Annotated in this window: 16 protein-coding genes, 1 other RNA gene and 1 pseudogene; 14 read left to right on the top strand and 4 right to left on the bottom strand. The window is 63.9% G+C overall.

The features are described from left to right. Positions 1-789: pseudogene (locus Q7U29_RS18725) on the top strand (MBL fold metallo-hydrolase); the annotation flags it as partial. Positions 790-819: 30 nt separating this feature from the next. Continuing rightward, positions 820-1,128, top strand: a complete 309-nt coding sequence (locus Q7U29_RS18720) for a GIY-YIG nuclease family protein (RefSeq protein ID WP_304743853.1) — start codon at positions 820-822, stop codon at positions 1,126-1,128. A gap of 351 nt (positions 1,129-1,479) precedes the next feature. Here Q7U29_RS18720 and rnpB read toward each other — a convergent pair. Then, an RNA gene (rnpB, locus tag Q7U29_RS18715) (RNase P RNA component class A) lies at positions 1,480-1,911 on the bottom strand. A gap of 143 nt (positions 1,912-2,054) precedes the next feature. Between rnpB and Q7U29_RS18710 the strand changes: the two genes are divergently transcribed. Further along, positions 2,055-2,477, top strand: a complete 423-nt coding sequence (locus Q7U29_RS18710; RefSeq protein WP_304743852.1) for a hypothetical protein — start codon at positions 2,055-2,057, stop codon at positions 2,475-2,477. Between the two features lie 13 nt (positions 2,478-2,490). Here the strand turns inward: Q7U29_RS18710 and Q7U29_RS18705 are convergent, their stop codons facing one another. Together Q7U29_RS18705 and Q7U29_RS18700 are read right to left on the bottom strand one after the other, a co-directional pair. Then, entirely contained in the window at positions 2,491-4,779 is a 2,289-nt protein-coding gene (locus Q7U29_RS18705) for a heavy metal translocating P-type ATPase (RefSeq protein ID WP_304743851.1), read from the bottom strand. A 98-nt stretch (positions 4,780-4,877) separates the two neighbouring features. Next, positions 4,878-5,660, bottom strand: coding sequence for an N-acetylmuramoyl-L-alanine amidase (locus Q7U29_RS18700; protein ID WP_304743850.1), 783 nt, complete (start codon positions 5,658-5,660; stop codon positions 4,878-4,880). Positions 5,661-6,275: 615 nt separating this feature from the next. On the opposite strand from Q7U29_RS18700, the gene rsmH reads away from it, so the two are divergent. The 7 genes from rsmH to murD all read left to right on the top strand — a co-directional run bounded on the left by rsmH (position 6,276) and on the right by murD (position 15,182). Beyond that, positions 6,276-7,283, top strand: a complete 1,008-nt coding sequence (rsmH, locus tag Q7U29_RS18695) for a 16S rRNA (cytosine(1402)-N(4))-methyltransferase RsmH (RefSeq protein WP_304743849.1) — start codon at positions 6,276-6,278, stop codon at positions 7,281-7,283. 2 nt (positions 7,284-7,285) lie between these two features. After that, positions 7,286-7,672, top strand: coding sequence for a hypothetical protein (locus tag Q7U29_RS18690; protein WP_304743848.1), 387 nt, complete (start codon positions 7,286-7,288; stop codon positions 7,670-7,672). Then, positions 7,669-9,417 carry a penicillin-binding protein 2 gene (locus Q7U29_RS18685; RefSeq protein ID WP_304743847.1) on the top strand — a complete coding sequence of 583 codons (1,749 nt, stop codon included), beginning with the start codon at positions 7,669-7,671 and terminating at the stop codon, positions 9,415-9,417. The genes Q7U29_RS18690 and Q7U29_RS18685 overlap by 4 nt, the downstream gene beginning before the upstream one ends. Positions 9,418-9,525: 108 nt before the next feature. Beyond that, positions 9,526-11,004 (top strand): UDP-N-acetylmuramoyl-L-alanyl-D-glutamate--2,6-diaminopimelate ligase, encoded by a 1,479-nt coding sequence (locus Q7U29_RS18680; RefSeq protein ID WP_304743846.1) that lies wholly within the window; start codon positions 9,526-9,528, stop codon positions 11,002-11,004. Then, a complete protein-coding gene (locus Q7U29_RS18675) occupies positions 11,001-12,440 on the top strand; it encodes a UDP-N-acetylmuramoylalanyl-D-glutamyl-2,6-diaminopimelate--D-alanyl-D-alanine ligase (protein ID WP_304743845.1) in 1,440 nt (479 codons plus the stop codon). The genes Q7U29_RS18680 and Q7U29_RS18675 overlap by 4 nt, the downstream gene beginning before the upstream one ends. 10 nt (positions 12,441-12,450) lie before the next feature. Then, a complete protein-coding gene (gene mraY, locus Q7U29_RS18670; RefSeq protein WP_304743844.1) occupies positions 12,451-13,557 on the top strand; it encodes a phospho-N-acetylmuramoyl-pentapeptide-transferase in 1,107 nt (368 codons plus the stop codon). 224 nt (positions 13,558-13,781) lie between these two features. After that, positions 13,782-15,182, top strand: coding sequence for a UDP-N-acetylmuramoyl-L-alanine--D-glutamate ligase (gene murD / locus Q7U29_RS18665; RefSeq protein WP_304743843.1), 1,401 nt, complete (start codon positions 13,782-13,784; stop codon positions 15,180-15,182). 89 nt (positions 15,183-15,271) lie between these two features. Here the strand turns inward: murD and Q7U29_RS18660 are convergent, their stop codons facing one another. Then, the gene (locus tag Q7U29_RS18660) at positions 15,272-16,447 is read right to left on the bottom strand and encodes an AraC family transcriptional regulator (protein WP_304743842.1); all 1,176 of its coding nucleotides are present in this window, start codon (positions 16,445-16,447) and stop codon (positions 15,272-15,274) included. A 173-nt stretch (positions 16,448-16,620) separates the two neighbouring features. Here Q7U29_RS18660 and Q7U29_RS18655 point away from each other — a divergent pair, with 173 nt between their 5' ends. The 4 genes from Q7U29_RS18655 (at position 16,621) to Q7U29_RS18640 (ending at position 21,104) form a co-directional block, all read left to right on the top strand. Then, positions 16,621-16,974 (top strand): HdeA/HdeB family chaperone, encoded by a 354-nt coding sequence (locus Q7U29_RS18655; RefSeq protein WP_304743841.1) that lies wholly within the window; start codon positions 16,621-16,623, stop codon positions 16,972-16,974. A 121-nt stretch (positions 16,975-17,095) separates the two neighbouring features. Then, positions 17,096-17,341, top strand: coding sequence for a hypothetical protein (locus tag Q7U29_RS18650; protein ID WP_370691781.1), 246 nt, complete (start codon positions 17,096-17,098; stop codon positions 17,339-17,341). After that, a complete protein-coding gene (locus tag Q7U29_RS18645; RefSeq protein WP_304743839.1) occupies positions 17,310-18,494 on the top strand; it encodes an HlyD family secretion protein in 1,185 nt (394 codons plus the stop codon). The genes Q7U29_RS18650 and Q7U29_RS18645 overlap by 32 nt, the downstream gene beginning before the upstream one ends. 99 nt (positions 18,495-18,593) lie before the next feature. After that, on the top strand, positions 18,594-21,104 hold the full coding sequence (locus Q7U29_RS18640) for an arylsulfatase (protein ID WP_304743838.1): 2,511 nt from the start codon (positions 18,594-18,596) through the stop codon (positions 21,102-21,104). The last annotated feature ends 79 nt before the right edge of the window (positions 21,105-21,183 follow it).

Here is a 21,183-nt window from a genome sequence, read left to right as displayed (position 1 = left end):
TATGACGATGCCGTCTTCAAACATCATCTCGCGAGCATGGAGCCGGAGGTCTACGACGCCGCACTTGGACTGATGGTCATCACCTACCAGACATTTGTGGTCCGCACCCCGCGCCATACCATCCTGGTCGACACCTGCACCGGCTAGGACAAGGGCCATCCGCCGCCGTTCGATTTCCCCGGCAAGGAACGCTGGCGCAACGAACTGTTCGCGCTCGGGGTCAGCTATGAGAGCGTGGACTACGTGTTCTGCACCCATCTGCACATTGACCATACCGGCTGGAACACGGTGCTGCGTGACGGCCGCTGGGTGCCGACCTTCCCGAACGCGAAATACGTGTTCCACAAAAAGGAATACGCGGCCTGGGAGGCGGAGCACGCCCGCGGCGCCAATCCGCCCGGCACCGTATTCCCAAACAACTGCCTGCCGATCGTCGAGGCCGGCCAGGCGCTGCTGGTCGACGACGACTACGCGCTCGACGACACCATCACGCTGACGCCGACCCCGGGCCACTCGCCCTGTCATTGCTGCGTCAACATTTTTTCCCGCGGCCAGCGCGCGGTGGTCGCCGGCGACCTGATGCACCACGCGATCCAGTGCCGCGAGCCCGACTGGTCGGCGAAGCCGGACTGGGACGCAAAACAGTCGGCGGTGTCGCGCCGCAAATTCTTCGCCGAGGTGGCCGACACCGACACGCTGATCCTGCCGGTGCATTTCCCAGCGCCGACGGTGGGGCTGATCAAGGCGGATGGGAGCGCGTTCGATTATCGGTTCAAGCGGGATGATTGACGTCATGCCGAAGATGGGGCGTGTATCAGAATGGCCGAAGGAGCCTGGCTCTACATACTCAGGTGTTCCGACGGGAGCTACTACGTCGGAACCAGCCGAACCTCGCTCGAATTCAGAATAGCGCAACACAACGACGGCACTTTTCAGGGCTACACAGCCTCTCGTCGACCGGTCGAGCTGATCTTCGCGCAGTGGTTCGATCAGATCACCGATGCGATTGAGAACGAGCGAAGGCTGAAGGGATGGAGCCGCGCCAAGAAGGAAGCACTCATTCGCGGCGATTTTGCGTCGTTGCAACAGTTGGCGAAGCGGAAGAGACGCCCGTCTGTAAAGGGTTGATCAGTGTCCCCGCTTCTTGGCGACATACTCCACTCCCTCATGGTGAGGAGCGCGTGGGGCAGCGCTCTTGCGCTGCCCCACGCGCGTCTCGAACCATCTGGCACATTCCCGTTCCATCCTTCGAGACGCCGCGCGAACAACCCGGCTCTCGGGATGAGGTCCGCGTTACTCATCAGCTTGTGAGCAAAGCCGGGCGTGCCAGATGGTTCGAGACGCGTACCGGCCAGCGCCATCGCGCTGCCCGGTACGCTCCTCACCATGAGGGAGTTGGTATGTGTCGGTGCTGCTTCTGGCATCATCGCAAAATGGCGAGGGGTCCGGCGCGTTACGCCGAACCCCTCATTGTCGAAAGATATCAGCCGGCCTGTAAGCCGGGTTTTGTAGGGCATTTTCCGCTTGCGCGAAAAATACGTGACGGCCATTCCTCTGGGACCCTGTTTGCACATGGCCTCGAGCAACCTACCCGGACGGCGAGCCTGACATCGCCCTGCGGAGTTATCGCCTTGCGACGAACATCCCGCGTTGCCGTCCCTATTCGGTTTTGCTCCCGGTGTGGTTTGCCATGCCGTTTCCGTTGCCGGACCCGCGGTGCGCTCTTACCGCACCTTTTCACCCTTACTGCGCCGAAGCCCGGAAAGGCGAAGGCGAGCGGTTCGTTCTCTGTGGCACTGTCCCTGGGGTCGCCCCCGCCGGACGTTATCCGGCACCGTATGTCGATGGAGCCCGGACTTTCCTCTCCCGCAGCCTTTCGACCGTAGCGGGAGCGGCCGTCCGGCCGACTGACGCGCCTGTGATGGGGGCTTAAGGCTACCGCGTCAAGTCGATAAGGCCCGTTGCGGGGGCCGAAATCGATGATCCGGAAGAGCCCGTTTGCCAGCGACCCGGGTTGCTCTAAGGTCCACCCGTTATTTATGGGGTTTTTGATCATGGAAAACGAAAAAGATCTGGCGTCACCGAATTATGGTTCCACGGTGTCCGGGGTGGTCGGCAGCGTGGCGATGGCCAGTGCGGCGCGGACCGGGCCGACATGGCTGCGCTATTTCCTGTACGCCTGCATCGCCATCACGCTGCTGGCGACCGGCGCCGGATTGATCGGCAAGCTCGGCAGTATCGGCAGCATCCCGGCCTGCGACGCGCAGACCACGCGCGATACGCTGTCGGACCTCAACAAGCAGAACAAGTTCAAGGCCTCGAAATACAACTCCATCAAGAAAGTTTCGGCGTCGGATTCGGAAACGATCTGCACGGCGAACCTGGCGTTGTCGGGCGGCGGAACCGTCGAATACGATTACCGCATCTTCAAGGAGGGCGGGCAGGTCAAGGTGCTGATCACGGAGATCAGGCGCTGACGGCGCAATGCACCTACCGCGCCGCCACCGCCTCGTAGATGTCCTCCTCCTGCGCCGTATGCAGCCGCACCAGCGTCTCGACCGCCTCGATCAGCCGTTGCGCGTCGCGGATCAGATAGCGGTCGACCTTTTCCGTCGGCAGATCCTCGGCGACGCGGGCGAGCAGGCGGGCGAGATGCAGGATCTCGCGGTGCGCCCGGCTCATGGCGGAAAGGCCGTGGCCCTCCCGCAGGACCCTGGCGAGCTGCGGATAGACATGGCCTTCGTCGTCGCGCTCGTGGGCGACCACCTGGTCCTGAACCACCGCGTTCGCCTCGACGATCAGGGCCGCGGCACCCTCCGGGGTGGCATCGTCGAGCGCATCGACGATCGATCGCAGCCGGTCGAGTTGGCCGATCAGGGCGAGGTGGTTGCGATGCAGCTCGCGTCCGGCTGCCGCGGTCATGCTTGGGCCGGAGCGGCGGTAACCCGGGGACAGCGCGCGCAGCGCATTGAGGATCACGGCGACGTCGATCGCCTCCTGAACGAGCGCCGCCGGCACCGGCTGCAGCCAGCCGAAGGTCGCCGCCAGCATGGCGAGGATCGAAAGCGTCATGCCCGCGACGATGCTCTGGACGGCGATCCGCCGCGCGCGCTGCGCGATCGCGATCGCTTCGCCGACCCGGTCGAGCCGGTCGGCGAGGATCACCACGTCGGCGGCTTCCGACGAGGCGCTGGCGCCGCGCGCGCCGAGTGCGATCCCGACGTCGGCCGCCGCCAGCGCCGGGGCGTCGTTGATGCCATCGCCGACCATGATGGTCGGATGCAGCCGCTGCTCGGAGCGCACCGCGTCGACCTTGTCGGAGGGAACGCGCTCGGCCAGCACGGAATCGAGATCGAGGGCGGCGCCGATCGCCTGCGCCGCGCCGGCGCGGTCGCCGGTGACCATGACGATACGCGCGATGCCGGCTTCGCGCAGCAGCCGGATCGCCCGCGGCGTATCGGACCGAAGTTCGTCGGCGAGCAGCAGGGCGCCGATCGGCCGTCCCTCGACCGCGACGAACACGATCAGCGCCGACCGCCACGAGGCGCGCCGGATCGCCCGGGTCGCCCATTCGGGAGTTGGCCCGCCGGCCATGACGAATTCCCGCGAACCGGCTTCTATCCGCCGTCCCTCGATCACGCCGCGCAGGCCCGAACCCATGGTTTCCGTGACCCGCTCGGGCAGCTTCAGGCTCAGGCCGCGCTCGGTGCCGGCCTGAACGATGGCGCCCGCGATCACGTGATGCGACGCCTGTTCGAGCGAGGCGCCGAACAGCAATACCTGTTCGGCGGTCTCGCCCGGCGCCACTTCGATCGACAGCAGGCGCGCGCCGCCGACCGTCAGCGTGCCGGTCTTGTCGAACAGCACGGTATGAGCGCGCGCCAGCGCCTCCAGCGCGCCGCCGCCCTTGACCAGAATGCCGCGCCGCGCCGCGCGGGCAACGCCGGCGATGAAGGCGACGGGAGCAGCCAGAATCAGCGGGCACGGCGTCGCCGCCACCAGCACCGCGAGGCTGCGCATCAGATCGCCCGAGATCCACCACGCCGCGAAAGCCAGTGCCAGCGAGACCGGCAGGAACACCAGCGCATAGCGATCGGCCAGCCGCACGAACGGCGCCTTGGCGGTCTGCGCCGCGGTGACCATCTTCACGATGCCGGCATAGGTGCTTTCGCCGGCGACCGCAGTTACCGTCATTTCGAAGGTCGCGCCGGCATTGAGGGCGCCGGACAGGATGGCGCCGCCGCGCGCGCGGGCTACCGGGATCGGTTCGCCTGTCAAGGCGGATTCGTCGATCACGGCCGCGTCCGAGATGACGACGCCATCGACCGGCACGACCTCGCCGGCCTGCACCAGCAAGCGGTCTCCGACCGCCACGGCGTCAACCGGCACCTGCTCGATGCGGCCATCGACCCGGCGGCGCGCCTCGCGCGGCGCGCGATCGACCAGCGCGCGCAGATCGTGCTCGGCGCGGGCCACCGCGATGTCCTCCAGCACGTTGCCGCCGGAATACATCAGCGCCACCACGGCGCCGGCCAGCGGCTGGCCGAGCGCCAGCGCCGCACTCATCGACACCAGCGCGATCGCATCGACGCCGAAGCGGCCCGCGAGGAAATCCCTGACGATCGAGAACGCCAGTCCCGCCACGACGGGTGCGGTCGCCAGCGTCCAGCAGAGATGGGCGAGATCCGGCCGGCCGGCCAGCCAGGCGAGAATTCCCGCCGACAGTCCCGCGATGGCGATCGCCACCAGTGCCCAGCGCAGGACGCGCTCAAATGCCATCGTTGATTTCCGTGCTTATGCCGCTAGCGCGGCTTGTCGCCGAAAACGCGCCCGGCGGGCTTGAGCAAGGTCAATCGTCCGGCAGAATTGGCCTGATGCTACTTTGCCGCGACGGCCACAGCTTCAGCCGGAAGAGTTTCCAGCAGAGCCTGCAGGGTGACCAGCGTCGAATGATCGGCGACGCCATCGACGCGGGCGGGGCGGAAATGGCGCTGGAAGGCGGTGACCGCTTCCATGGTGGGGCCGTCGTATTTTCCCGTGGTCGGGATTCCATAACCGTATTTGGCCAGCGCCTGCTGCAGGCCGAGCACGTCGTCGCCGATGCTGCCGAGTTTCATGGTCTCGCCGCGCACGATCGGAGCCGGCTGCACCCAGTGGCCGACGCCGGAATTGGCGAGGGAATGCCAGGGAAATTTCTCGCCGGGGTCCTTCTTGCGGGCCGGGGCGACATCCGAATGGGCGAGCACGCGGTGCGACGGCACCTGGCGGCGCAGCATGATGCCCCGGCACAGCGCGATCACGGCGGCGATCTGGCGCAGCGGAAAATCCGGATAGCCCCAGTCATGGCCGCGATTGACGATCTCGACGCCGATCGAACAGGAGTTGATGTCTTCCTCGCCGGCCCAGACCGCCACGCCGGCATGCCAGGCGCGCTTGGCCTCCTGCACGCACTGCACGATGCGGCCGTCTTCCAGCACGATGTAGTGCGCCGATACGTCGGTGCCCGCCGTGCACAGCTGCGCAATCGCGCCTTCGACATCGGGCATGCCGGTGTAGTGCAGCACGATCATGTCGGGCAGCCGGCCCTTGTTGCGGTCGCCGTAATTCATCGACGGAATGACGTCGGAAGCGATCGAGGAATCCGGGGTAAACGTCTTCATGTCCGCGTTGGTCCTCGGGAGCGGGACGGCGCGACGCCTCGAATCAATACCGTTGGATGCGAACGAACCGGGCGGCATAGGACAGGTCAATCCGGGCAGGAGAACGGCAATGGTGCGCCTTCAGGGCGGACCTCATTTACTATTCCTTTACGATGCCGCCGGCGCAATCCGTGGGCCGGCCGCGGCCTTCGCATTTTGGCCGGGTGTGTGCGGGAAGCATCACTTGACGCGGCCGATCGGCTTGATTGCAGGCGCATGGCGCGGGAATCACCGCGCGGTCCGTTTGGGCACGAAATCCGCCCAAATCCATCAACGCTTTCTTAACGCTAACTGACGTTACTAAGTGGTGAAGAGCCGAACCGGTTTGGGGACGGCCGAGGCCGCATTGACGCTCGAAATCCCGGCGCTTGAAATCCCATGGCAGCCCAGCAAATTCCATCGGGAACACGGGGTTTGCGATCGGGGTCACGCGGGATCGGCAATCGTGCCTCGCTTTTGGTTCGAACGGTGCTTTTCGGCCGGAAGAGCCCGGCGAAGTGCAGAGATTTGAGGCGCAATGGGGCCGTTCGCGTCCAGTTTTGGCAAGTCACCCCGGACCGCGCCCGGAGCCGGGGCATGAATCCGGCTGGCCCAAATCATATCCTCGGTCATATCCCCGTGCTCGGCCGCGAGGCGATCGAGATGCTTCGCCCCCGCGACGGCGGAATCTATGTCGATGCCACTTTCGGGGCCGGCGGCTACAGCCGGGCGATCCTCGAGGTCGCGGGAACCCGCGTGATCGGCATCGACCGCGACCGCACGGCCATTTCGGCCGGATTCGACCTGGTGGACCAGTCGGCCGGCCGGCTCACGCTGGTCGAGGACCGCTTCTCCCATCTCGCCGAGATTTGCGCCGCCCAGGGCCTGTCCTCGGTCGATGGCGTGGTGATGGACGTCGGCGTCTCCTCGATGCAGCTCGACCAGGCCGAGCGCGGCTTTTCGTTTCGACTGGGCGGCCCGCTCGACATGCGGATGGGCCATGACGGCCCGACCGCGGCCGACGTCATCGCGGTCGCTTCCGAGACTGATTTGGCCAACATCATCTATATCTTCGGCGAGGAGCGCTATTCCCGTCCCGTCGCCAAGGCCATTGTCGCCGCCCGCAAGGAAGCGCCGATCGAAACCACGAGGGCGCTGGCCGACATTGTCTCCAAGGTGGTGTGGCCGAAGCCGGGTGAAATCCATCCGGCGACCCGCACGTTCCAGGCCTTGCGGATTTTCGTCAACGCGGAACTCGACGAGCTGCATCTGGCGCTGGCGGCCGCCGAGCGCGTGCTGAAGCCGGGCGGCCGGCTGGTGGTGGTGTCCTTTCATTCGCTGGAAGACCGCATCGTCAAGAATTTCCTGGTCGAACGCGGCAAAGCCGGCGGCGGCTCGCGGCATCTGCCGGAAATGAACCAGGCGCCGCCGAGCTTTGTCATTCTGACAAAACGCCCGGTCACGGCCGGGGGCGACGAGGTCTCCGCCAACCCGCGCGCGCGGTCGGCCAAGCTGCGCGCGGCCGAACGCACCGAAGCGGCGGCGCATGCCGCCGCAGCGTTGCCAGCATGGCCCGTTCTCGACGACGTGATGAGGGGAGGCTGACCATGCGCATCATCCATCTCTTCGTGATCGCCGCCCTGGTGTTCGCAGCCGCCTATGTCTACCGCATCAAGATGGAATCCACGTCGCGCACCGAGCGCGTGCTGCGGCTTCACGCGGAAATTCGCGAGCAGCGCGAGGCCATCGCCGGCCTGCGCGCGGAATGGGCCAGGCTCGATGCGCCGGAGCGGCTGCAGGGCCTCGCCGACCGCCATCTGCCGCTGAAGCCGCTGGTCGCCACGCAATATGATTCGATGAAGAACCTGCCCGAGCGGCCGCCGCGCTTCTTCAAGCCGGGCGATCCCGATCCGATCGGCGCGATGCTCGAGACCATCGATGCCGCGGTCGATGCCACTACCGTCACAGGCTCGGTGCCGAGGGATCAGCGATGACCGAGCAGGCGACGAAGACCGCAAGACCCACCGAACCATGGCGGCAGCGGCTGATCCGCAGCCTGCTGTACGGGCGCAACGTCGACCGGTCGGCGAAGGCGCGCGCCCGCGTCGGGTTTGCCATCCTGGCCTTCGCGGCGATCTATGCCGTGATCGGTGGCCGGCTCGTGATGTTCGCGATCGGCGCCGACAGCCATGCCGCGCGCCGCACCGCGTCGCAGGATCGCATCGCCACCGCCCGCCCCGACATCGTCGACCGCAACGGCGTGGTGCTCGCCACCGACGTCAAGTCACCCAGCCTGTTCGGCGAGCCGCGACGGATCATCGACAAGGACGAGGCGATAGAGCTTCTCACCGCCACGCTGCCGGATCTCGACACCGGCGAAGTGCGCCAACGGCTGGCGTCGAAGAAGGGCTTCGTCTGGCTGAAGCGTGAAATTACCCCGAAGCAGCAGCATGACATTCACCGCCTCGGCATTCCCGGCATCGGCTTCCTGCGCGAGAACAAGCGGGTCTATCCCACCGGCGCCGAAGTCGCGCATCTGATCGGCCTGGTCAATATCGACAACCAGGGCATCGCCGGGATGGAGAAATGGCTCGACAATAACGGTCTGGCCGATCTGCACCGCGCCGGCTTCGCCACCGATCGGCTGCAACGGCCGGTCGAGTTGTCGATCGATCTGCGCGTCGAGCACGCGCTGCGCGACGAACTGCTCAAGGCCAAGGACAAATACAAGGCCAAGGCGGCCTCGGGCCTCGTCTCCAACGTCAAGACCGGCGAGATCGTCGCCATGGTGTCGCTGCCGGACTTCGATCCGAACAATCCGAAGGAGGCGCACGATCCCGATCGTATCAACCGCCTGACCACCGGCGTCTACGAAATGGGCTCGACCTTCAAGGCGCTGACGCTGGCGATGGCGCTGGATTCCGGCAAGGCCAATCTCAACACCCTGTTCGATGCCCGCGGCGCGCTGCACTATGGCAAATTCGCCATTCACGACACCCATCCGCTGGGCCGCTCGATCACGCTGTCGGAAGTCTTCACCTTCTCGTCCAACGTCGGCGCTGCGCGCGTGGCGCTGTCGCAGGGCGTCGAGGCCCACAAGGCGTTCCTGCGCAAGATGGGTCAGCTCGACCGCCTGCGCACCGAACTGCCCGAGAGCACGTCGCCGATCGCGCCGAAGCGCTGGGGCGAACTCAACACCATCACCATCGCCTTCGGTCACGGGCTTTCGGTGGCGCCGCTGCAGGCGGTGATGGGCATCAACGCCGTCATCAACGGCGGTTATCTGATCCCGCCGACCTTCCTCAAGCGCTCGGAAGAGGAAGCGAGGGCGATAGCGAAGAAGGTGTTGCGAACAGAGACATCGGACAAGATGCGCTATTTGATGCGGCTCAACGCCGAGATCGGAACCGCCAAGAAGGCCGACGTGAAGGGCTATTATGTCGGCGGCAAGACCGGCACCTCGGAAAAGGTCGTCAACGGCCGCTATTCCAAGAAGCAGGTGCTGAACTCGTTCACCGCGATCATGCCGGCCGACAATCCGCAGTACCAGATCCTGATCATGCTGGACGAGCCGAAGCCGCTGCCGGAAACCCACGGCTTCATCACCTCGGGCTGGAACGCGGTGCCGACCGGCGGCAAGGTGATCGCCCGCATCGGCCCGCTTCTGGGGATCGAGCCGCGGTTCGATCTGCCGCCGTCCGACCGCCTTATTCTTGCGGCATCCAGGGGAAGCCAGTAAGGCTCATTCCATTGCCGCCCGATTCGAAGTTCTTGCCGCGGTTGCCGCGAATTCCCTTAATGACTTCAGATCGATAAGCGGCGCGCGCGCCGGCCGGACTGGAAGATAATGAGACTTCGCGACCTCTTGAGCGACGACGCCACGCTTGCCCCGCAGGCCGGAACGGTCGTGGTCGCGGCTGCGACCGAGGTGTCGGGCCTGGCGATGGACAGCCGCGCGGTCAAGCCGGGCGACCTGTTCTTCGCGCTGGCCGGAGCCAGGACCGACGGCGCGCGCTTCATCGAAGCGGCGATAACAGCCGGTGCGGTGGCGATCGCCGGCGATCATCCGCCGGCTGATGGCATCCGCGTGCCCTTCGTCACCACGCCGAACCCGCGCCGCGCGCTGGCGCTGGCGGCTGCGAAATTTTATCCGCGCCAGCCGCAGACCATCGCGGCGGTCACCGGCACCAGCGGCAAGACCTCGGTCGCCGCCTTCACACGCCAGATCTGGCAGCGGCTCGGTCACGAATCGGCCAGCATCGGCACCATCGGGCTGGTGTCGCCGAAGCGCACCATCTATGGCTCGCTGACCACGCCGGATCCGATCGCGCTGCACCGGCAGCTCGACGACATCGCCGGCGAGGGCGTCACCCATCTCGCGTTCGAGGCCTCGTCGCACGGGCTCGACCAATACCGCCTCGACGGCGTGCGCATCGCCGCCGGCGGCTTTACCAATCTTTCGCGCGACCACATGGATTACCATCCGGATGTTGCGCATTACCTGAACGCAAAACTGCGGCTGTTCCGCGATCTGGTCGTGGCCGATGGCGCCGCGGTGATATCAGCCGATCACGACTGCTCGCAGCAGGTGATCGATGCGGCGCGGGCAAGACGTCTGCGGATCGTCGCGGTCGGCAGAAAAGGCGATGGCGCCGGCGAGGGCATTCGGCTGGTCAATGCCGATATCGACGGCTTCGCGCAGCAGCTGACCCTCGAACATCGCGGGCAGAATTATCAGGTGCGGCTGCCGCTGGTCGGCGAATTCCAGATCGAGAATGCGCTGGTGTCCGCGGGGCTCGCGATCAGCACCGGCAGCGAGCCGAAAGCGGTGTTCGCAAGCCTCGAACTGCTGGAAGGCGCCAAGGGCCGGCTGGAGCGGGTCGCCGAGCGCAACGGCGCGCCCATTTTCGTCGATTACGCCCACAAGCCCGATGCATTGGCAAAGGCGCTGCAGGCGCTGCGTCCTTACGCCAAACGCAAACTGGTGGTGGTGTTCGGAGCCGGCGGCGACCGCGATGCCGGCAAGCGGCCCCTGATGGGCGCGATCGCCGCCGAGAATGCCGACAGCGTCATCGTCACCGACGACAATCCGCGCAGCGAGAATCCGCAATTCATTCGCGCGGCGATTTTGGCCGCGGCGAAAGGTGCCGTGGAAATCGGCGACCGCGCCGAGGCGATTCGATCCGCTATCGCGGCGCTGCAGCCGGGCGACGCGCTGCTGATCGCCGGCAAGGGCCACGAGACCGGGCAGATCGTCGCTGGCAGCACCCTGCCGTTCAGTGATCACGACGCGGTGGCGTCAGCACTTTCATCGAGGGTGGCATGAGCGCTGCGCCGTTATGGACTTCCGGCGCCATGGCGCAGGCGATGCGCGCGCAAATCCAGGGCGCGTTGCCCGAAGCGATCACGGGCCTTTCGATCGACAGCCGCACCATCGCGCCGGGCGATGCTTATTTCTCGATCAAGGGCGACGTCCATGACGGCCATGATTTCGTCGCCGCCGCGCTGAAGGCCGGCGCGGCGCTGGCGGTGGTCGAACGTAGCAAGCGCGACAAATTCGCACCCGACGCGCCGCTGCTGGTGGTGGATGATGTGCTTGCCGGCCTCGTCCAACTGGGAATTGCCTCGCGCGCGCGCCTCGATGCGCAGGTGATCGCCATCACCGGCTCGGTCGGCAAGACCTCGACCAAGGAAGCCTTGCGGCGCGTGCTGGAGGCGCAAGGACCGACCCATGCCTCGGCGTCGTCGTTCAACAACCATTGGGGCGTACCGCTGTCGCTGGCGCGCTGTCCGTCACAGGTAAAATTCGCGATCTTCGAGGTCGGCATGAACCATGCCGGCGAAATCGAAACCCTGATCAGGATGATACGCCCGCACACCGCCGTCATCACCACGGTGGAGCCGGTGCATCTGGAGTTCTTCGCCGGCATCGAGGCGATTGCCGATGCCAAGGCGGAAATTTTCGTGGGCCTGGAGCCCGGCGGCGCGGTGGTGCTGAATCGCGACAATTCGCAGTTCGCAAGGCTGCAACGCAGCGCCAAAAAGCTCGGCATCGACAGGATCGTCTCGTTCGGCGCCGACCCGAAATCCGACGCGCGGCTGATCGATGTCGCGCTGCATCCGGACCGCTCGGCCGTGCACGCCAACGTCCTCGGCCAGGACGTCACCTACAGACTCGGCATGCCCGGCCGCCATATGGCGATGAACTCGCTGGCGGTGCTGGCCGCGGCCTCGCTGGCGGGCGCGGACCTCGCGCTGGCGGCGCTGTCGCTGTCGCAGATCGAGCCGGCGGCGGGCCGCGGCGCCCGCCGGGCGCTCGAGGTCGGCAATGGCGAGGCGACGCTGATCGATGAAAGCTACAACGCCAATCCGGCGTCGATGGCGGCGGCGCTGAACGTGCTCGGCAGTGCCGCGGTCGGCCCGCAGGGCCGGCGCATCGCGGTGCTCGGCGATATGCTCGAACTGGGGCCGACGGCCCCGGCGCTGCATCTCGGCCTCAATGAGGCCATCAAGGCCAACAACGTCGATCTGGTGTATTGCTGCGGTCCGCTGATGCGCAACTTGTGGGACGCGCTTTCCACCGGTAAACGGGGCGGCTATGCCGAGAATTCGGCTAGTCTCGAAGCGCAGGTGGTATCGGCGATTCGCGCCGGTGACGCGATCATGATCAAGGGATCGCTGGGTACGAAAATGAAACCGATTGTAACGGCGCTCGAAAAGCGCTTTCCCGGCAAGGCCGCGCATGATGAAGCCGCGGTATAGGGCGGATTGAATGTTTTATTGGCTGATTGACCTTTCCAACACGGTTCCCGGTCTGGGCGTGTTCCGCACGGCTCTGAACGTGTTTCGCTACATCACCTTTCGCACCGGCGGGGCGATGGTGACCGGCGCGCTGTTCGTTTTCCTGTTCGGTCCCTGGATCATCGACCATTTGCGGCTTCGCCAGGGCAAGGGCCAGCCGATCCGCACCGACGGCCCGGCATCGCACCTCATCAGCAAGAAGGGCACCCCGACCATGGGCGGCCTGATGATTCTGTCCGGGGTGGTGGTCTCGACCGTGCTGTGGGCCAATCCGCTCAACCCCTATGTCTGGATCGTTTTGGCGGTGACGCTCGGCTTCGGCTTCGTCGGCTTCTACGACGACTATTTGAAGGTGACGCAACAGACCCATAGCGGCTTCGCGGGTAAAATAAGACTGCTGATCGAGGCGTTGATCGCGCTCGCCGCCTGCTACGCGCTGACCCGGCTCGGAAAGGTCCCGTTCTCGACCTCGCTGGTGATCCCCTTCTTCAAGGACGTGGTGCTGAATCTCGGCATGTTCTTCGTGCTGTTCGGCGCGTTCGTCATGGTCGGCGCCGGCAACGCCGTGAACCTGACCGACGGTCTCGATGGCCTTGCCATCGTGCCGGTGATGATCGCGGCGGCGAGTTTCGGCATGATCGCGTATCTCACGGGCAACGCGGTGTTCTCGGACTATCTGCAGATCAATTACGTCGCCGGCACCGGCGAACTCGCGGTGCTATGCGGCGCGGTGCTCGGCGCCGGGCTGGGATTCCTGTGGTTCAACGCGCCGCCGGCGTCGATCTTCATGGGCGATACCGGCTCGCTCGCGCTCGGCGGCATGCTGGGTGCGACCGCGGTCGCGGTCAAGCACGAGATCGTGCTGGCTGTGATCGGCGGATTGTTCGTGCTGGAAGCGGTGTCGGTGATCGTCCAGGTGGTATCGTTCAAGCTGACCGGCAAACGGGTGTTCCGGATGGCGCCGCTGCATCATCATTTCGAGCAGAAGGGCTGGACCGAGCCGCAGGTCGTGATCCGGTTCTGGATCATCTCGGTGATGCTGGCGCTGGCGGGCCTCTCCACGCTGAAGCTGCGGTGATCGGGCGTGGCTGTATTCTCCCGATGTGATGTCGCCCTTCTCCCCTCCCTCCACGCGCCCTTGCGCGTGGCGGGGAGGGGTCGGGGGTGGGGGGTGTCTCCGAGTACTCGCTGGCAGGGGCACACGCCGATAGACCCCCCGCCCCCGACCCCTAAGAGCGAGCTTCGCTCGTCTCGACCCCACCGCTGCGCGGGGGGAGGGGAGAAGATGTCAGTGGCTTCTACATGATCCCCGTCACCTCCTTCGCGGGCAAGACGGTTGCGGTGTTCGGCCTCGGCGGCTCCGGGCTGGCGAGCTGCCACGCCTTGAAGGCGGGTGGGGCGGAGGTGATCGCCGGCGATGACAGTCCCGACAACATCGTCAAGGCGGTGCAGGCCGGCTTCATCACCGCCGACTTGCGAAAAGTGTCGTGGGCTAATTTCGCGGCGCTGGTGCTGACACCGGGGGCGCCGCTCACCCACCCGGCGCCGCACTGGTCGGTGCTGATGGCGCGCGGGGCCGGCGTCGAGGTGATCGGCGACATCGAATTGTTCTGCCGCGAGCGGCGGCGGCATGCGCCTGATGCGCCGTTCGTCGCCATCACCGGCACCAACGGCAAATCGACCACCACGGCCCTGATCGCGCATCTGATGCGCGTCGCCGGCTACGACACCCAGATGGGCGGCAACATCGGCACCGCGATCCTGTCGCTGGAACCGCCGCGCATGGGGCGCGTCCACGTCATCGAGATGTCGTCGTACCAGATCGATCTTGCGCCGAGCCTCGATCCCTCGGTCGGCATCCTGCTTAATGTCAGCGAGGACCACATCGATCGCCATGGCACGCTGGAACATTATGCCGCCGTCAAGGAGCGCCTGGTCGCCGGCGTGCAGTCGCAGGGCACCGCGATCGTCGGCGTCGATGACGGCTGGAGCCGCAACACCGCCGACCGGATCGAACAGGCCGGCCAGCGCGTGGTTCGCATCTCCGTGAAGAACCCGCTGCCGGACGGCGTCTATGTCGAGCGCGAAATCATCCTGCGCGCCGCCGGCGGCGCCCGCAGCGAGATCGCGCGGATCGGCGGCATCGGTTCGCTGCGCGGCCTGCACAACGCCCAAAATGCCGCCTGCGCCGCCGCCTGCGCGCTGGCGCTCGGTATCTCCCAGGAAGTCCTGCAAAACGGCTTGCGCAGCTTTCCCGGCCTCGCCCACCGCATGGAGCAGGTCGGCCGCCGCGGCAACGTGCTGTTCGTCAACGATTCCAAGGGCACCAATGCGGACGCCGCGGCGCATGCGCTGTCGTCGTTCGCCGACATCTTCTGGATCGCCGGCGGCAAGCCCAAACTCGGCGGCATCACGGGTCTTGCCGAATATTTCCCGCGCATCCGAAAAGCCTATCTGATCGGCGAGGCGGCGCCGGAATTTTCCGGCACGCTCGGCGACCGCGTGCCGCACGAGATTTCGGAAACCCTCGAAGTCGCCGTCGCCAGCGCCGCGCGCGATGCGGAAGCCTCGGGGCTCGCCGACCCCGTGGTGCTGCTGTCGCCGGCCTGCGCGTCGTTCGACCAGTACCGCAATTTCGAAATCCGCGGTGCCAGGTTCCGCGACCTCGTCACGGCGCTGGAGGGCGTCAAGCCGGTGGTGTGAGGGCAGGGAACAGCACTGCCGATCCAGTCACAACCGTCATCGCCTGCCCTCAACCAAAGCGTCTCGACGCTGCTTATCCGGACAGAACCCTATTTCATGCTGAAAGAATGAATTGGCCTGTCTCGTTCGGCCTCCATAGCGCCATTGGAAGCCCGCCAAGCGCCGGGCCCGCACGCTAACCGGCGCTTAAACGAACGGCTAAAGGCGCTGACTTCGCTGAAGCCGAGCATAACAGACAATTGTGATATCGGCAGGGTAGTATTCTTCAGGAGTTGGCAAGCCATCTCGCATCGGACTTCGTCAACAATTTCCTGAAAGCTGGTGCCGAGCGTCGCGAGGCGGCGGTGCAGCGTGCGGCTAGAAAGATTGAAGATCTTTGCGACGGCCGCTAGCCGCACGTCTTCACGCCCCATCATGCCCGTAAGGACGCCACGAATTTCGCTCCTCAGGTCGCGGTTCGTCGGGTTTTCAATGTTATTACGCCCGATACCGCGCAGCAGCACTCGCTGCAACTCAGGATCGGCGCCGATAACCTTACAGTCGAGCCAGTGCGATGAGAAAGAAACTGACGATTGCTCCGCGTCGAAGCAGACCCTAGTGCCGAACAAGTTGTGGTATGGCTTTGCATCCGCAGGCCGACGAAATGCGAAACTCGTTTCCAGCGGCCGCCAGTAGGGTCCGCACAGGGTTTTCAGTAAGTGGAAGGCAATGGCCAGTGAGCCGGCTGTTATGTGAACACTGCCGGGCGTCTTTGCATCCAGAATACGGTATCCAAGCGCCGCTACCGTGCCCTCGTCGACGAAGGTTGCAACGCCTCCGCGATCATGGTGAGCGAATTGCCCGGTCAGCAACCGCAGGGCCGAGCGCACGTCTTGAGCGTGACGAGAGGCGAATCCGAGCGCGCCGATGACGGAGGAGCCCGCTTTTAGGCCAAAGAGCAGGCCGAAATGGTCGCAGTTGGTCCGCGTTGCCGCTATTGCGATTAAGCGGCCCATCGCAGCGTACGGAACGATGTTTTCGGGGTCGTTGAGCAGATTTGGAGACCAGCCGGCTTCGGTCAGAATCGCCGCGGGATCGAGGTCGAAATCGCGCAGCACGGCGACCACGGCTAGCGCTGGAGCGACTCTGATGGTGGTGGTCTTTTCCATTTCCAGGCTTCGCGCGTAGCGAGCTTGAGCAATCGTCGACTTTTTTCGCCTGTGGCAAGCAATGTCAACAAATTGACCGAATGGGTCAAGCTTTGCAATCGAAATGACGATAATCATCTCAAAAAACGTCGAGGTCGATGCCTATCGGTGACAGCCTTGATCTTGATCCAGGCCGGCCTTCTGCTTCACGTGGTCACTCTAGCCCGCAAGTGGTGAACGCTTATGGACGGATCGCTCCCATTTGCCGGTGATCAGAAATCGAAGCCGACATCGGCTCGAAAGGAAATCGAATGATTGGAAAAAGCTTATCCATATGCTGCGTACTTATCGCCTCGTCCGGAGCCGCGAGCGCTCAGGTCGAGCTCAAAGCGTATGCAGGCCCCAACGGTTACATCGACGTGCAGCAACTGACATGCGCGCAACTGGCAAATACCTTTCAGGAGGATGCCGACTATCTGACCGCTTGGTATAGCGGCTGGTACAACGGGCTTGCCAAGAAGCATGTGATGAGACCTGACCGAGCGAAGGCCCTGGAGCACGAGCTCATCGTTCACTGCAAGGCCAACCGCGGTAAGAAAGTGATTGAAGCCATTGATGTGGTCTTCAAGGCGTATCGGGCCGAGCAGGGCATCCAAATAAAGTGATGACGAGCCGAATCGAAAACTGGGAGTTGAGGCCAGCGTTGCTTGACTCATATCGGTATGGCGCTCGCCAAAGATGCAAAGAAAGACAAGGCTCAGGGAGGAGACTGCAATGAAAATCTCGATGGTGTCGTCGGCTTTGTTGGTTGCTGGCTTGTTGGCAGCAAGTACCCAGGAAAGCAGCGCGGTAGTATATTGCCAGTATGTGGCTTATCCCGCTGGCTGCATCGTAAGGCCTGGCGTTGTGTTGCGGCCGCGGCCAGTGGCGCGTGCCGTCGTGACCCCCGGCGTTGGCGCTCCCGGCGTTGGCGTAAGGGCCGGCACGCCGATGAATCGCGGTGGTCCCGTCAATCGCGTCGGCAGACGGTGACATTACCCTTCCCGCGATCATCGGCCATAGAGAGAGCGAACCAGTGGTAATTGTTCTAGTTCTCTACATACTTTTGGTGTGGCTTCTGTTTTCGAAGCTCAAGCTCGTCAAATGGGGTTGGACGTCCGGCGCCGTCACCGTCGTGATCGGCGCGTTCATCATGGCAATCTTCCTGGGCTTGTTCAATTCGCTGACACCCGGTGGTCGCTTTGTCGTAGTTTCGCGGGTGGTCGAAGTCACACCTAATGTGTCCGGTCAGGTCATAAGCGTGCCCGCGGAGGTAAACGTCCCGGTCAGGGCGGGGGCTGTTCTCTTTCAAATCGATCCAACGCCTTACAAGCACAAAGTGAGCCAGCTCGAAGCGTCGCTTGCCCAAGCCCAGCAACAAGTCAAACAACTCAAGGCAAGCTACGATCAGGCAAGCGCAAACGCTACGGCGTTGACCAAGCAACTTGAGTATCAGACCCAGAGATTGGCCGACATACGCAAACTCGCCTCCACGGGCGCGCAGGCCGAGTTCCGCCTGCAGGACACGCAGGTGCAGTATGATACGGTGCAATACCAATTACTGGCAGCACAGGCTGCCGCCCAGAACGCCCGGCTCGCAATGGAATCCGAGATCGGCGGCGAGAACACAAACGTTGCGCAGCTGCAAGCTCAGCTTGAAAACGCCCGATGGGAATTGGACCAGACCACAGTTCGAGCGATGGGCGACGGCTATGTCAGCGGTCTTGCGCTTGCGGTGGGTGCGCGTGCCTTTCAGGCGCGCTCCACCATGTCATTCATCCTGACTGACGACATCACTATCATCGGCACCTTCAAGCCGAATGCATTCGAGACGGTCAAGCCCGGCGCTTCCATCAAGCTGGTGTTCGACGACAATCCTGGCCGGATATTCAATGCCAGTATCGTCGAAATTCCGCGTGGTGTGGGTCAGGGCCAGATCGCAGTGTCCGGACAGCTCGCAAGAGTCGGCTCGATCGGTGGCGCGCAGGGATATCCGGCCGTGATCTCGATCCCGAAGGACTACGACAAGGCGCGGCTGCGGCTCGGAATGCCGGGAAGCGCATGGGCGATCGCCGAGAACGCAGGGCCGATCGGTATCATCATGTCGGTGATCGTCTGGGTGAGTTCGTATCTGGCTTATCTATAGGTTGGAATCGCCAGGGTGAGAAAAAACGCGGCCCGGCCAAAGCGGCCAGCCGACTGAGATTGTTGTCAAAGTAACCGGTATATCGAACGGGAAAACACCATGTCTGATATCTCATCTATCCATTTTGAGTCGTACCGGCGAGCCAAAGAAATTGTTTGGGGCACGATTACGCATGCTGCGCGCGCGATCGTGGTTCCGCTCTTTTGCGCGCCTTTGCTCCTTGCACCGGCGTTCGCGCAGGATGTTGCTCCCCCTGGAGTGGTCCTTCCGACCGACCGATCCGTGTTGCCCCTTCCCGAACCCGTATATCCACATAGCTCCTTGCTCAATGTCCGGAACGCGGGTTCGCCGCCTCCTCGGTTCGAGGTCAAGGCTCCTGCCAAGGCACCCAACGTGTTGATCGTCCTGATCGATGACATGGGCTTCGGTCAGTCGAGCGCGTTCGGGGGCCCAATTCACATGCCGACGGTCGATCAACTCGCCAACAGCGGGCTGCGATACAATCAGTTTCACACCACCGCGCTGTGTTCGCCGACCCGCGCGGCGTTGCTTTCAGGCCGCAATCATCACGTCAACAATTTCGGCTCCATCGCGGAGACCGGAACGTCTTTCCCCGGCCAGACAGGCAAGCGCCCCAACAGTGTGGCCTCGGTCGCGGAGATGCTGCGGCTGAACGGCTACAGCACGGCCGCCTTCGGTAAGAACCATGAGACCGCGGCCTGGGAAGTCAGTCCCTCTGGCCCGACAGACCGCTGGCCGACCCGCCAGGGCTTCGACAAATTCTACGGGTTCATGGGTGGCGAAACCAACCAATGGGCACCGCTGATCTACGACGGGATGACCCAGGTCGAACCGTCAAAGGATCCCAACTACCACTTCATGACCGACATGACCGACAAGGCCATAGCCTGGATGAAGTCCCAGAAGTCGCTGACGCCCGACAAGCCGTTCTTCATGTACTTTGCGCCCGGCGCCACCCATGCGCCGCACCACGTGCCGAAGGAGTGGATTGCAAAATACAAGGGCAAATTCGACAAGGGTTGGGACGTGCTGCGCGAAGAGACGCTGGCGCGACAGATCAAGCTGGGCGTCGTGCCTGCCGGTACAAAACTCGCATCCAAGCCGGAAGCCATCAAGGATTGGGCCAAGCTGAACGCGGATGAGAAGAAGCTCTTCACGCGGCAGATGGAGGTGTTCGCTGGCTTCGCCGAGTATACCGACACGGAGATTGGCCGACTGGTCAATGGCATCGGGTCGACGGGTCAGCTCGACAACACCCTGATTTTCTACATCGTAGGCGACAATGGCGCCAGCGCCGAAGGCGGCATGAGCGGCATGTTCAACGAAATGACGTACTTCAACGGGGTGGAAGAAACGGTCCAGGACGTTCTCAAGCATTACGATGAACTGGGTGGGCCGAACACTTACAGCCATTATGCCGCCGGCTGGGCCGTCGCGGGCAACACGCCTTTTACATGGACCAAGCAAGTGGCGTCCAGCTATGGTGGCACCCGTAACGGGATGGTGGTGTACTGGCCGAAGGCGATCAAGGCGAAGAACGAGGTGCGCACACAGTGGCATCACGTCATCGATATTGCGCCGACCATCCTGGAGGCCGCGGGATTGCCCGAGCCCAAGAGCGTGAACGGCACGGTCCAGACGCCGATCGAGGGGACGAGCATGGTCTACTCCTTTGCCGATCCCAAGGCGGACAGCACTCACAAGACGCAATACTTCGAAATCTTCGGCAACCGCGCCGTCTACAGCGACGGCTGGCTCGCCGGCACCATCCACCGGGCGGCATGGGAAACCAAGCCGCGTCGGCCGCTCGAACAGGACATCTGGGAGCTCTACGATACCAAGTCGGACTTCAGCCTGGTGAACGACCTTGCGTCGAAGAATCCCGAGAAGCTGGCGGAATTGAAGGACCTCTTCATGAAGGAGGCAGAAAAATACTCGGTTCTGCCGCTCGATGATCGCACCTTGGAACGCACCAACGCGGCTCTCGTTGGACGGCCTGATCTGATGGCCGGCCGCACCTCCCTCACGGTCCACGAGGGAATGGTAGGAATGTCGGAGAACGTCTTCATCAACATCAAGAACCGGTCGCACGCGATCACTGCCGACGTGGAAATTCCCAAGGGTCGCGCCAACGGCGTAATTCTTGCGCAAGCGGGACGGTTCGGCGGCTGGAGCCTGTACCTGAAGGACGGCAAGCCGATCTACACGTACAACTTCCTCGGTCTGCAACGATACTCGGTAGCTGCAAAGCAGGCCCTGCCTGCTGGCAAGGCGACGATCCGTTTCGAGTTCGCCTATGATGGTGGCGGCATCGGCAAGGGCGGCATTGGTACCATTCTCGTCGACGGAAAGACCGTCGCTACGGGCCGTATTGAGCGCACCCAGTATGGGATGTTCTCAGCGGACGAAGGCGCAGACGTCGGCGCAGATGAAGGCACGCCGGTCACCGAGGCCTACAAGGTGCCGTTCAAGTTCACCGGCAAGATCGGCAAGGTGACGATTGATTTGAAGGAAATGAAAAAGGCCGACAGCGAGGAAGCCGTGCAGGGCCGCAAGGCGGCAGTGCTGAAGAAGGGGCTCTCGGATTGAGCGAGGCTTGCGGCGCGCGACATCGAAATTGCGCGCCGCATGCATGTGACCTTAAAGATTCAGGCGCAATGCGGGGCGG

Source organism: Bradyrhizobium sp. (genome assembly GCF_030654605.1).
GTDB lineage: Bacteria > Pseudomonadota > Alphaproteobacteria > Rhizobiales > Xanthobacteraceae > Bradyrhizobium.
Note: the sequence above shows the minus strand (reverse complement) of the source record. Positions and strands in the feature narration are given on the sequence as shown.

Excerpts from the sequence above, each read along its gene's own strand:
- Q7U29_RS18720 (WP_304743853.1), top strand. The coding sequence starts at position 820 with ATGGCCGAAGGAGCCTGGCTCTACATACTCAGGTGTTCCGACGGGAGC.
- Q7U29_RS18710 (WP_304743852.1), top strand. The coding sequence starts at position 2,055 with ATGGAAAACGAAAAAGATCTGGCGTCACCGAATTATGGTTCCACGGTG.
- Q7U29_RS18705 (WP_304743851.1), bottom strand. The coding sequence starts at position 4,779 with ATGGCATTTGAGCGCGTCCTGCGCTGGGCACTGGTGGCGATCGCCATC.
- Q7U29_RS18700 (WP_304743850.1), bottom strand. The coding sequence starts at position 5,660 with ATGAAGACGTTTACCCCGGATTCCTCGATCGCTTCCGACGTCATTCCG.
- rsmH (WP_304743849.1), top strand. The coding sequence starts at position 6,276 with ATGAATCCGGCTGGCCCAAATCATATCCTCGGTCATATCCCCGTGCTC.
- Q7U29_RS18690 (WP_304743848.1), top strand. The coding sequence starts at position 7,286 with ATGCGCATCATCCATCTCTTCGTGATCGCCGCCCTGGTGTTCGCAGCC.
- Q7U29_RS18685 (WP_304743847.1), top strand. The coding sequence starts at position 7,669 with ATGACCGAGCAGGCGACGAAGACCGCAAGACCCACCGAACCATGGCGG.
- Q7U29_RS18680 (WP_304743846.1), top strand. The coding sequence starts at position 9,526 with ATGAGACTTCGCGACCTCTTGAGCGACGACGCCACGCTTGCCCCGCAG.
- Q7U29_RS18675 (WP_304743845.1), top strand. The coding sequence starts at position 11,001 with ATGAGCGCTGCGCCGTTATGGACTTCCGGCGCCATGGCGCAGGCGATG.
- mraY (WP_304743844.1), top strand. The coding sequence starts at position 12,451 with ATGTTTTATTGGCTGATTGACCTTTCCAACACGGTTCCCGGTCTGGGC.
- murD (WP_304743843.1), top strand. The coding sequence starts at position 13,782 with ATGATCCCCGTCACCTCCTTCGCGGGCAAGACGGTTGCGGTGTTCGGC.
- Q7U29_RS18660 (WP_304743842.1), bottom strand. The coding sequence starts at position 16,447 with ATGATTATCGTCATTTCGATTGCAAAGCTTGACCCATTCGGTCAATTT.
- Q7U29_RS18655 (WP_304743841.1), top strand. The coding sequence starts at position 16,621 with ATGATTGGAAAAAGCTTATCCATATGCTGCGTACTTATCGCCTCGTCC.
- Q7U29_RS18650 (WP_370691781.1), top strand. The coding sequence starts at position 17,096 with ATGGTGTCGTCGGCTTTGTTGGTTGCTGGCTTGTTGGCAGCAAGTACC.
- Q7U29_RS18640 (WP_304743838.1), top strand. The coding sequence starts at position 18,594 with ATGTCTGATATCTCATCTATCCATTTTGAGTCGTACCGGCGAGCCAAA.